Genomic DNA, 11,391 nt, shown 5'->3' on the forward strand with positions numbered 1-11,391 from the left:
AGCAACCCCGCCACCCCCCCCACACCCCCAACCGACACCTGTTGGTTTATCCCGAGACGTCCCTGCCCCGACGCGCACGCTTCTAGCGGCACCATCTCACCGGTGAGGTGCCGCGCGGCCGCCGCGCTGAACCGCAGGGTGGACACGGCCCGCTCGACCTCGACGCGGGCGGTCCGGATCGGCTTCGCTGCCTCGAGCGCGATGCACCGCGCGAACTGCTCGGCGCGACGGACGAGGCCGTCGGCGGCGCGGTCGAGGATCTCGGCGCGGCGCCACTGGGGCAGTGGGCCACCGTCGAGCGCACGGCGCGCGATCGCGACCGCCGCCTCGGTCGTCGCGGCGTCGAGCGAGGGCACGGCGCCGAGCAGGCTCCCGTCGTACGGCGCGAAGACCTGCGTGGTCGCGCCTCCGGTGGACGACGCCAGGAGCGGCAGCGCGCTGACTGCTTCGGGATCGATGTCGGGGATGGTCGGCACGGCCGGGAGCTCCAGGTGTCGCGTCGGTGAGGTGGGGATCGGACGGGACACCGTCACGTCAGGGGCGGGATGATCCGCTCGGCGCGCAGGGTGTCGAACAGGTCGAGGAACGACCGGGCCGAGTCTTGGTAGTCCAGGAACCCGAGCGCCCGGCTCTTGCCCATGTCGGCGAAGGTCTCGACCTCGCGACCCAGGTCGGCGTCGGTGTGCCACCAGGACGCCAGCTCGGACGCGGACAGCGGGGCGAGATCGTGCTCGGCGACGAGTTTCGACCAGACCTCGTCGGCGTCGCCGAGGCGTCCCTCGAGCGGGGTCGGTGTACCCGGGTAGGGCGCGGGCTCGACGCCGAGTCCCTCCGCCACGCGCGCCCACATCTGACGCCACCGGAAGACATCGCCGTTGGTGGTGTTGAATGCCTGGTTCCGCGCGGCCGGGGTCGTCGCCGACCAGACCGCGTGCCGGCCGAGCAGGCGGGCGTCGGTGATGTCGGTGACGCCGCCGTACTGCTGCGGGCTGCCCGGGAAGACGAACGGTTGCCCCGTGGCGCGGCAGATGCTGCCGTAGACGGCGAGCGTCACGCCCATGTTCATGACGTTGCCGAGCGCGTAGCCGATCATCGTGTGCGGGCGATGCACCGACCAGGTGAAGCCGTGCTCGGCCGCCGCACTGAACAGGATGTCCTCCTGCTCGTAGTAGAAGTTCTGGAACGCCAGGCGGTCGCTGCTCTCGCGGAACGGCGTCTCGGCCGGCGCTGACGCGTAGGCCTCGAAGGGGCCGAGATAGTGCTTCAGCCCGGTGATCAACACCGCGTGCTGCAGTCGGCTGGTCGTGGCGACGGCGTCCAGGGTGCTCGCCAGCATCGCGCCGTTGACCCGGCAGTTCTCCGCCTCGGTGGCCTGACGCGACCAGGTGGCGAAGAACAGGTGGCTGATGCCGAGCCCGGCCGTCACCGTCTCGACCGACGCACGGTCGAGCACGTCGGCGTAGACGTGCTCGACGCCCGGGATCTCGTAGCGCGGCTGCCGGGACAGCCCGACGACGCGCCAACCATCGGCGACCAGGGCGGTCGCGATGTTGTACCCGGCGATGCCGGTGACACCGACGACCAGGGCGGTGCGTTCCATGGAGTCTCCTGGATTGAGGTGCTGCTTGACGGAGCAGGCAAAGTTTGTCCAGGTGCTGGACAACTCGTCAAGTGACACTTTACGGTGACCGACATGGCGACCAGGAAGAGCAGGCCGTCGGTCGACGCCGACGCAGCGGTGTCACCGGACCCCACCGAGGCCGACACCGAGGAGGGCGGTCAACCCCACGAGCCGGTCGGCACCCTCGGTGTCCGGCTGAAGCGGCAGCGCGAACGCTCGGGCATGTCGTTGCGTGAGGTCGCGCGCCAGCTCGGCGTGTCGCCCGCGTTCGTCTCGCAGGTCGAGCGGGGCAAGTCGCAACCGTCGGTCGCAACCCTCTACTCACTCGCCCAACTGCTCGACGTCTCGATCGACGAGCTCTTCGCCGCCGACACACCCGAGGTCGCGACGACGCCGACGGTGTCCGCCGCGGGTCACGGACCGGCCGGTGTCGTCGCGAGCACGCGTGCTTCGTCGCGCCTGCCGAGCGTGGCCGACTCGATCAACCGCTCGCAGATGGCGTCGATCGAGGACGCCTGGCCCCGCTCCAGGGCGCTGGCCAAGCTCTCGGTTACGCGACCGGGGGAACGGCACGTGCTCACGATGGACTCGGGCGTCGTCTGGGAGCGGCTGGCCGACAACACCGGCACCGGCCTGGACTTCCTCGAGATCGTCTACCCGCCGTACTCCAGTTCGACGACCGGCCAGACCATGCTGCAGCACGTCGGCTCCGAGTACGGGTACATCCTCGAGGGCGAACTCGAGATCACCGTCGGCTTCGAGGTGCTGACCCTCCGGGCCGGCGAGGCGATCGGCTTCGACTCGGCCGTGCCCCACCTGCTCGCCAACCGCACCGACCAGGTCGCCCGCGGCATCTGGTGCGTGCGGCACGGCTATGTCTGATCTGTCTGACCTGTCTGACCTCTCCGACCTGTCTGCGCTGCTTCGACCAGCACCATCCACGCGGGAGACACCATGAAGGCTCTGCAGTTCATCGGCGGCGACAAGGCTCAGGTCAACGAGCTGCCGATCCCCGAGATCGCCGAGGACGAGGTGCTGCTCGCTGCCCGCAGCGTCGGCATCTGTCACAGCGACATCGAGCTCCTCGCCGGGCGGTACATCATCCCCTTCGAGTTCCCGGTCATCCCGGGCCATGAGTGGTCGGCCGAGGTCGTCCGCACCGGCCGGTCGGTCAAGTCCCTCGGCGTCGGTGACCGAGTCGTCGGTGAGTGCGTCATCGGCCAGGACCACTTCGGGTTCAGCATCAGCGGCGCGGCCGCCGAGTTCTTCGTCGCGAAGGAGTCGTGGTTGCACCGCCTGCCCGACAACCTGTCCTGGACGCAGGGTGCGCTGGTCGAACCGTTCAGCTGCGGCTACTACGCGACCCTTCGCGCAGACAACCTCGACGCCAGCGACGTGGCGATCGTGCTCGGTGCCGGCCCGATCGGCCTCGGCGTCGTGGCGGCCAGTGCGCGCAAGGGCGCGCGGGTGATCGTCGCCGAACCCAGCGCGCATCGCGCCGAGGTCGCACTGTGGTTGGGCGCCGAGCACGTGGTCGACCCGACGGCACCCGATCTGCTCGAGCGCGTGGCCGAGCTGACCGGTGGGGCGGGAGCGTCGGTCGTCTTCGAGGCCAGCGGCCGCCCTGAGGCGATGGCCGTCGCGCTCGAGGTCGCCGGCTTCCGCGCCCGCATCGTCTACGTCGGCATCGATGTCGGGTCGAAGGCACCCGCCCAGCTCGGCCTGTTCCAGTCGAAGGAACTGCAGGCGCGCGGCATCATCGGCTCGCCCGGGGTCTGGCCGCAGACCCTGCAGTTCCTGTCGCGTAGTGCGGTCGACCTCTCGCCGCTCGTCACGGCCACGTTCCCCCTCGCCGAGGGGGACGACGCGATCGCGACGGTGCTCGACGACCCGGCGCAGATCAAGGTGCACATGACCTCGACGGCGACGCTCTGACGTCACCGTCCCCGCACTCCCGCCGCCACCATCGAGGAGACTCCATGCTCGCTGCTGTGCTGCATTCGCCGGGCGACCTGCGACTCGAGGAACGACCGACGCCCGAACCGGGGCCCGATGAGGTGCTCGTCGCCGTCGCCTACAACGGCCTGTGCGGGACTGACGTCACCGAGTTCACCAAGGGTCCGATGATGCTGCCGTTGCAGCAGCGGCACCCCGGCAGCGGGCATGTCGGGCCGACCGTCCTCGGGCACGAGTTCGTCGGCTCGGTAGCCGCGGTCGGGCGGGGCGCCGAGGCATGGCTGGGCCGCCGCGTCGCGAGCGGCGCCGGCGTCTCGTGCGGAGCGTGCCCACGCTGCCGGCGCGGCCGCACCAACCTCTGCGACCGCTACTGGACGCTCGGGCTCAGCGCCGACGGCGCACTCGCCGAGTTCGTCGTGGTGCCGGCCGGCACGCTGCGTCCGATCCCCGACGGGTGCCGTGACGAGGAGGCCGCGCTGGCGCAGCCGCTCGCGGTCGGGCTGCACGCCGTCGCCGGCAGCGGCATCGAGGCGGGGGACACCGTCGTGCTCGTCGGGGCCGGCGCGATCGGCTCGTTCATCCTCGCCGGGCTCGCCGGCCACGACGGCCGCGTCGTCGCCGTCGACATCGACGAGGCGCGGCTCGCCTCGGCGCGCGCCCTCGGCGCGACGGAGACGGTCCTGATCCATCCCGACGATCCGCTCGGGCCGGTACGCGACGTCGTCCGTTCCGGCGCCGAGGTCGTCATCGAGGCCTCCGGGGTCACCGGCGCCGCCCAACGTGCCATCACGCTCACCGCGCGCGGTGGGACGACGATGCTCGTCGGGCTGACGCGCGCTCCGCAGCCGCTCGACCTCGCCGACGTCGTGCTGCGCGAGATCACCGTGCGCAGCAGCGTCGCCCACGTGTGCGACGCCGATCTGCCGCGCGCCCTCGAACTGCTGACCGCGCGTCCGTTGGGGAGCCTCTTGGTCGACCGGGTCGTGCCGCTCGACCGGGTGGTCGAGGACGCCTTCGAGCCGCTCGCCACCGGCACGGTCGGCGGCAAGGTGCTCGTGGCCCCGCGTCATGGCTGAGGTCGCCGTCCTCGGCATGGGCCGGATGGGCGCTGCCATGGCCGTCCGGTTCGCCGACGCCGGGCACCGCGTCACGATCTGGAACCGCACGCGGGCGCGGGCCGACGCGGTGGCGGCGACCCGGGACGCGAGCGACATCCGGGTCGCGGGCGACGCGGCCGTCGCCGTGCGTGACCGCGACCTGGTCGTCAGCATGCTCGCGGACGGTACCTCGACGTGTGAAGTGCTGCTGGACGGCGCCGTCCTCGACGCGCTCGGGTCCGGCACCGTCGTCTGCGACATGGCGACGAGCGGCGTGCAGTCCGTCGACCGGTGCGCCGCAGCGATCACCGCGAGGGGCGCACGGTTCCTGGACGCCCCCGTGTCGGGGAGCGTCCCCGCCGTCCAGGCCGGCACGCTGCTGGTGATGGCGGGCGGGGACGAGGCCGTGGTCGAGCGGGCCCGACTGTTGCTCGGAGCCATCGCCGACCGGGTCGTGCGGGTCGGCGACGTCGGTGCCGGCCAGGCCATGAAGCTGGCCGTCAACCTCGTCGTCCACAACCTCAATGCCGCGCTGAGCGAGTCACTGCAGCTGGCCGAGCGTTCCGGGATCAGCCGCGAGACGGCGTACGACGTGCTGATGCAGAGTGTCGTGGCAGCTCCGTTCGTGCGCTACAAGCGACAGGCCTTCCTCGATCGGGATGCTCCGGTGGCCATGAGCCTGGCGCTCGTGCGCAAGGATCTGGACCTGATCACGCAGGCGGCCCGGGCCGCAGGCGCGTCGTCCGAGGTGACCTCGAGCGTGCTGGACGTGGTCGGTCGTGCCTGCGCAGCGGGCTTCGGGGCGGCGGACATGGCCGCCCTGAGCCGGGTCGACGTGGTGTCGGACGGTCGTCCTGACGCGACCGTGAAGTCGCACTAATTTCCTCGGTGTCAACCTATTGTGAACACCCGACCTCGTTCGTATAGTGCTGTCAAACACCGTGTCCCGCGCCACATCGGCCCGGCGGATCCCGTGCCCTCGTCCTCAGGAGAGACCCGTGAGTGTCGGAGTCGAGCAGGAGACCGCGCACCAGCGCCGTGTGTCCCTGCGACCGTCCCGCGGCCTGACCACCGTGCTGATCGCGCTCGTGGTGCTGGTCGTGCTCGGGACGCTCACCGCCCCGAGCAGCCTGAAGCAGGGCGCACTACTGTCGATGCTGCCCTTCGCTGCGGTACTCGCGGTCGCGGCGATCGGTCAGACGCTGGTCGTGATGCAGGGCGGCATCGACCTGTCGGTCGCCGGCACCATGTCCCTGGTCGTCGTGATCATCACCCACGAGGCCTACGGCGACAACGCGAAGGTGCTGCCGGCGGCGCTGCTGGCACTGGCGGCCGCGGTGGCGGCCGGCCTGGTGAACGGGCTGCTGATCGGCATCTTCGGCCTCAACGCGATCGTCGCGACGCTCGGGACCAACGCGCTGCTCTACGCCGGCGTGTTCGCGGTGAGCGGGGGGACGCCCCGCGAGACCACCGACCTCATGGCGCGGATCGCCGGCAACTCGACGCTCGGCATCCCCAACGCCGTCTGGTTCGCGGTCGTCGCCATCGCCGTGGTGACGGTGATCGTCAAGCGGACGCCGGCGGGTCGCCGCTTCGAGGCGGTCGGCGCGAACCCGTTCGCTGCCCTCGCCGCCGGCATCCGCATCCAGTTCCACCGCGCCGGTGCGTACGTGTGGGCGGCCGTCGCCTACTGGCTCGCCGGCGCGCTGCTCGCGGGCATCATCAACAAGCCCACGGCATACGAGGGGGACACCTACGTCCTCGCCTCGGTGGCAGCGGTGGTGCTGGGCGGCACGTCGCTGCTCGGCGGCCGCGGCAACCTGGTCGCGAGCGCGATCGCGGCGTTGTTCCTGACCCAGCTGCAGCAGTACGTCCTCGCGCTCGGCGAGACCTTCGCCGTGCAGACGCTCGTGCAGGCGGCCGCGCTCACCGTGGGCGTCGCGCTGTACACGATCCGGTGGTCGCGCCTGGGTGGACGGCGCCCCGGGGCCGGCGTTCCCCGGGCCGCGCCGGCCTGACGCGAGCCGGTCCGCACGACCGGCGTCCCCGATCGACCTCTTCCATGCTCCACCGGCGATCCCGCCATGTCCGGCAGTCGACACCCTGAAAGGACTCCCCATGCCCAAGATCACGTCCGCGGTCCGCCTGATGACCGCGGCCAGCGCGGTCGCCGTCCTGGCCAGCGCCTGCAGCAGTTCGGGTGGCTCCGGTGCGGCCGCTGGCGGTGGCGGTGGCAGTACGGCCGCCGGTGGCTCGACCAGCAGCGGTTCGGCGGTCGCCGGCGCGCCGTCCTGGTGCGGACCGAAGAAGATCACCCTCGGCCTGACCGACGGCTTCGGCGGCAACAGCTGGCGGCTGGTGACGACAGCCTCGGCGAAGGCCGAGATCGCCAAGTGCCCGAGCGTGACGAGCTTCAGCTACGCCGACGGCCAGGGCAACGTGCAGAAGGCGATCTCCGACATCCAGGGCATGGTCGCCAAGGGCGTCAACGCACTCGTCGTGTTCCCGGACGCCGGACAAGCCGTCCTGCCCGCCCTCCGCAGTGCCTACAAGGCCGGCGTGGTCACCGTTCCCTACCGCGTCAACCCGGGCGGCAAGGACGGCGTCGACTACACGACCTGGATCGGCGCCGACTTCGCCAACGACGGCAAGAACTGGGCCAACTGGATCATGAAGAACCTGCCGGGCGGCGGCAACATCCTCTTCCTCTCCGGCCCGGCCGGCAACAGCCAGGGCATCACCGAGGGCAAGGCGATGCACGAGGTGCTCGACCCGACGGGCAAGTACAAGTGGATCGGTACGCAGCCCTTCGAGGTCACCAACTGGGACCCGTCGCTGAGCCAGCAGGTGCTCTCGGCGGACATCGCCAAGTACTCGAAGATCGACGTCATCGTGTCCGATTTCGGGCCGTCGCTCGTCGGCGCGCTCCCGGCCTTCGAGAAGAGCGGCCGCTCGATCCCCGCGCTGGTCACCTCGGACGGCAACGCGCTGTCGTGCTTCTGGGAGGACCACAAGGCCAAGAACCCGGACTTCAAGCTCTTCACCGTCGCGACCGGCAACGACAACGCCCGGCTGGCCGTGCAGTGGGCCGTGGCCAAGGCGACCGGTGGGACCCCGCCGAGCGACACGCAGTTCGAGGCGCCCGAGTACGAGGACTCGGTCAGCGGCCAGCCGCACCCGGTGACCTGTGACCGCAGCCTGCCTGGGGACGTCTACCTGTCGGCCCAGCTGTCCGGTGCGCAACAGGCTGCACTGTTCAAGAAGTAGGACGACAGGGCCGGCCGGTCGCACGCCGGCCGGCCCCGTCCGACCAGCCGCTGACCCCACGGAGAGGACCACCTCGTGAACGACCAGACGACGTTGACCGCGGCGTCGGCGACGGCCATGGCGCTGTCGGGGATCAGCAAGCACTACGACGGTGTCGCCGCGTTGCGGCAGGTCGACCTCGACATCCGTTGTGGCGAGGTCCATGCGCTGCTGGGCGAGAACGGTGCCGGGAAGTCGACCCTGATGGGGGTCGCATCCGGAGCGATCGCGCCCGACTCGGGCACGGTCGCGATCGGCGGCATGCGCTACTCGGCGCTGACCCCGGCGCAGGCGGTGCACCACCGGATCGCGATCGTGCACCAGCACCCGGCCGTCATGCCCGACATGACCGTCGCGGAGAACATCCGCACCGCGGTGCCGGGGGCGGTGCTGCAGCGGTTGTCCGGCGGTGACCGACGGGCCGCGATGCGCGCGATGCTCGACGACGTCGGTTTCACGCCGCACCTCGAGGACCGCGTCGGCACGCTCAGCATCGCGCAGAAGCACCTGCTGGAGCTGGCGAAGGCGCTGGTCACCGAGCCGTCGCTGCTCATCCTCGACGAACCGACGGCGCCGCTCGGCAAGGAGTCCGTCGACCTGCTGTTCGACCGGGTGCGCGCTGCCGCTGCGCGCGGCACGGCAGTCGTCTACATCACCCACCGCCTCGCCGAGGTGCGGGCGCTCGCCGACCGCGTCACCGTGCTGCGAGACGGCGAGGTGAGCGGTAGCGCTCGGGTCAACGAGGTCAGCGACGACGAGTTGCTGGCGATGATCGTCGGTCGCCGGCTCGACCGCACCTTCCCGCCGAAGTGGGTGCCCGACGGCGACGCGCCCGTGGTGCTCTCGGTCCAGGGACTGTCCGGTGACGGCTTCGACGACATCTCGTTCACGGCCCGTCGGGGCGAGATCATCGGTATCGCCGGGATCGTGGGCAACGGCCAGAGCGCGCTGCTCAAGGCACTCGCGGGGCTGAGCTCGTTCACCGGCGCGATCCGCATCGGGTCGAAGGACTACACCCGAGCACACCTCCGGCGTCGGTGCGGCTACCTGCCTGCTGACCGCCACCGCGACGGCCTCATGATGACGATGTCGGTGCGTGAGAACACCGCGCTGTCGGCACTCGGCCAATTCCGCGGCGGACCGCTGCTCCGACCGGCCCGGGAGGACCGCGCGGTCGCGCGTGAGCTCGGCTCGCTCGCGGTGAAGACACCCTCCCGCGAGGCGCTCGTCTCGGCGTTGTCCGGTGGCAACCAGCAGAAGGTCGTGCTCGCCCGGGCGCTGCTCTCGAAACCGGCGATCCTCGTGGCCGACGAGCCGACCCAGGGCGTCGACGTCGGCGCCCGCGCTGAGATTTACCGCATCCTTCGCGAGATCTCGGCCGCCGGCGTTCCCGTCGTGGTCGCGTCCTCGGACGCGAAAGAACTCGAAGGGCTGTGCGACCGCGTCATCGTGATGTCGCGCGGCGCGCAGGTCGAGACCTTCGAGGGCGACGCCATCACCGAGGAGGCGCTGGTGCACTCGGCCGTCCGCGCCACCGGTCACCGGCGTGAGGCCACCGCGGCGCCACGCCGACGCTCCTCCTCGGCGCTCGGGCGGTTCGTCACCGGCGACTACGCACCCGTGATCGTCCTCGCCCTGGTGATGGCGGCGCTCGGCGTCTACGTGCTCGGACGCAACGACCGGTACCTCTCCGCCTTCAACATCACGTCGGTGACGACGTCCTGCGCAGCGCTCGGCTTCATCGCGCTCGGACAGACGATCGCCCTGCTCATCGGTGGCATCGACCTCTCGGTCGGTCCGCTCGCCGGGTTCATGGTGGTCGTCGGGTCGTTCTTCCTGGAGGACGGCAAGGGCGCGGGGACGATCGTGCTCGGGCTCGTGCTCATGCTCGCCTGCGGCATCGGCACCGGCGCCGTCAACGGGTCGCTCATCCGGTTCGCGCGGTTCACGCCCGTCGCGGCGACCCTCGCCACCTACATCGGTCTGCAGGGCCTGAGCTACCTCCTCCGGTCGACGCCCGGCGGCTCCATCGGCAGTTCGGTGACCGACGTCGTCACCCGCAAGATCGGTCCCATCCCGTGGTCGTTCCTGATCATGGTCGCGCTCGGGCTCGCGCTCGAGGCCGGGCTGCGCTACCGGCGTACGGGGCTGGCGCTGCGCGCGGTCGGGTCGGACGAGGAGTCGGCCCGCAAGGTCGGGGTGCGTGTCACCCCGACCGTCATCGGCGCCTACATCGCCTGTTCGACGCTCGTGTTCCTCGGCGCGATCGTGCTGCTCGCCCAGCTCGGCATCGGCGACCCGTCGCAGGGCACGAGCTACACCCTGACCAGCATCACCGCCGTCGTGCTCGGCGGTACCAGTCTGGCCGGTGGCCGTGGGACGTTCCTCGGCACCGTGCTCGGCGCCGGCCTCATCGTCCAGGTGCTGAACGCCACCGTCTTCCTGAACCTGACCGAGACGTGGCAGTACTTCTTCCAGGGCGGCCTCGTCGTCGCCGCCGCCGTGATCTACAGCCAGGTGCGGCGCTCCGGCCGAGCCGCCGCCTAGACCCGCCGACCCGTCGAAGGAGCCCCCGTGCGAGCCGCCCGCTTCCATGGCCAGAAGGACATCCGCATCGAGGATGTCGACGTCCCGTCGATCAAAGCTCCTGACGACGTGCTCGTCGAGGTCGCCTGGTGCGGCATCTGCGGCACCGACCTCCACGAGTACCTCGTCGGGCCGATCGTCACCCCGGTCACGCCGCACCCGCTCACCGGGGTGACCCTGCCGCAGACACTCGGCCACGAGTTCTCGGCCCGCGTGGTCGAGGTCGGCCCCGACGTCACCGATGTCCGCCCCGGTGATCGCGTCGCGGTGATGCCGGCGATCGTCTGCGGTCGCTGCACCTACTGCCGGCAGGGCCTCGGCCACCTCTGTGTCCGGTTCGCGTGCACCGGTCTGAGCGCCGAGACCGGCGGCCTCGCCCAGTACGCGGTGCTCAAGGACTACCAGGTGTCCGCGCTGCCCGACGCGGTCAGCGACGTCGAGGGAGCGGTCGTCGAACCCGCCAGCGTCGCCGCGTACGGCATCGACCGCGTGGGCGTGCACGGCGGTGACGTCGTCCTGGTCACCGGTGCCGGACCGATCGGCGTGCTGTCGGCGCTCTACGCCGACGCCATCGGCGCCTCGACCGTGGTGATCGCCGAGCCGAACCCGAACCGAGCGGCGCTCGCCCGGGCGCTCGACGTCGGCCCGGTGCTCGATCCCACAGCAGACGGGTTCGCCGACGCGATCGCCGAACTCACCCGCGGGCTCGGCGTCGACGTCGTCGCCGTGTGGTCGGGCTCGACGCCCGGGGTGTCGACCGCGCTGAGCAGGGTGCGCAAGCGGGGCGCCATGGTGCAGCCGGTTCTGCACACCAAGCCGGCGACG

The 11,391-nt window shown here is 71.1% G+C and carries 10 protein-coding genes; 8 read left to right on the forward strand and 2 right to left on the reverse strand.

Going from position 1 to position 11,391, the window contains the following annotated elements; all coding sequences use genetic code 11:
* Both ACTHMS_RS19645 and ACTHMS_RS19650 read right to left on the reverse strand, forming a co-directional pair.
* A partial coding sequence (locus tag ACTHMS_RS19645) for an aldehyde dehydrogenase family protein (protein ID WP_440308353.1) occupies positions 1-476 on the reverse strand: 476 nt, incomplete at its 3' end.
* A 53-nt stretch (positions 477-529) separates the two neighbouring features.
* Positions 530-1,600, reverse strand: a complete 1,071-nt coding sequence (locus ACTHMS_RS19650; protein ID WP_440308354.1) for an SDR family oxidoreductase — start codon at positions 1,598-1,600, stop codon at positions 530-532.
* A gap of 93 nt (positions 1,601-1,693) precedes the next feature.
* Here ACTHMS_RS19650 and ACTHMS_RS19655 point away from each other — a divergent pair, with 93 nt between their 5' ends.
* The 8 genes from ACTHMS_RS19655 to ACTHMS_RS19690 all read left to right on the forward strand — a co-directional run.
* The gene (locus ACTHMS_RS19655; RefSeq protein WP_440308355.1) at positions 1,694-2,503 is read left to right on the forward strand and encodes a helix-turn-helix domain-containing protein; all 810 of its coding nucleotides are present in this window, start codon (positions 1,694-1,696) and stop codon (positions 2,501-2,503) included.
* A 72-nt stretch (positions 2,504-2,575) separates the two neighbouring features.
* Positions 2,576-3,556: a zinc-dependent alcohol dehydrogenase gene (locus ACTHMS_RS19660; RefSeq protein WP_440308356.1), complete on the forward strand. Its 981-nt coding sequence runs from the start codon at positions 2,576-2,578 to the stop codon at positions 3,554-3,556.
* Positions 3,557-3,600: 44 nt separating this feature from the next.
* Positions 3,601-4,653, forward strand: a complete 1,053-nt coding sequence (locus tag ACTHMS_RS19665) for a zinc-dependent alcohol dehydrogenase (protein WP_440308357.1) — start codon at positions 3,601-3,603, stop codon at positions 4,651-4,653.
* Positions 4,646-5,554, forward strand: a complete 909-nt coding sequence (locus tag ACTHMS_RS19670; RefSeq protein WP_440308358.1) for an NAD(P)-dependent oxidoreductase — start codon at positions 4,646-4,648, stop codon at positions 5,552-5,554. Before ACTHMS_RS19665 ends, ACTHMS_RS19670 begins: the two co-directional genes overlap by 8 nt.
* A 118-nt stretch (positions 5,555-5,672) precedes the next feature.
* The gene (locus tag ACTHMS_RS19675; protein WP_440308359.1) at positions 5,673-6,692 is read left to right on the forward strand and encodes an ABC transporter permease; all 1,020 of its coding nucleotides are present in this window, start codon (positions 5,673-5,675) and stop codon (positions 6,690-6,692) included.
* A gap of 100 nt (positions 6,693-6,792) precedes the next feature.
* On the forward strand, positions 6,793-7,941 hold the full coding sequence (locus tag ACTHMS_RS19680) for a substrate-binding domain-containing protein (RefSeq protein ID WP_440308360.1): 1,149 nt from the start codon (positions 6,793-6,795) through the stop codon (positions 7,939-7,941).
* Between the two features lie 75 nt (positions 7,942-8,016).
* Positions 8,017-10,527 (forward strand): ATP-binding cassette domain-containing protein, encoded by a 2,511-nt coding sequence (locus ACTHMS_RS19685; RefSeq protein WP_440308361.1) that lies wholly within the window; start codon positions 8,017-8,019, stop codon positions 10,525-10,527.
* 27 nt (positions 10,528-10,554) lie between these two features.
* Positions 10,555-11,391: alcohol dehydrogenase catalytic domain-containing protein (locus ACTHMS_RS19690; RefSeq protein WP_440308362.1), on the forward strand; the 837-nt coding region annotated here is incomplete at its 3' end.

The sequence above is a fragment of the Jatrophihabitans sp. genome (assembly GCF_051960575.1).
Taxonomy (GTDB): Bacteria; Actinomycetota; Actinomycetes; order Mycobacteriales; family Jatrophihabitantaceae; genus JBQCEE01.

Bases quoted from the DNA above. Each gene is read 5' to 3' on its own strand.
- ACTHMS_RS19655 (WP_440308355.1), top strand. From the start codon at position 1,694: ATGGCGACCAGGAAGAGCAGGCCGTCGGTCGACGCCGACGCAGCGGTG.
- ACTHMS_RS19680 (WP_440308360.1), top strand. From the start codon at position 6,793: ATGCCCAAGATCACGTCCGCGGTCCGCCTGATGACCGCGGCCAGCGCG.
- ACTHMS_RS19660 (WP_440308356.1), top strand. From the start codon at position 2,576: ATGAAGGCTCTGCAGTTCATCGGCGGCGACAAGGCTCAGGTCAACGAG.
- ACTHMS_RS19665 (WP_440308357.1), top strand. From the start codon at position 3,601: ATGCTCGCTGCTGTGCTGCATTCGCCGGGCGACCTGCGACTCGAGGAA.
- ACTHMS_RS19650 (WP_440308354.1), bottom strand. From the start codon at position 1,600: ATGGAACGCACCGCCCTGGTCGTCGGTGTCACCGGCATCGCCGGGTAC.
- ACTHMS_RS19670 (WP_440308358.1), top strand. From the start codon at position 4,646: ATGGCTGAGGTCGCCGTCCTCGGCATGGGCCGGATGGGCGCTGCCATG.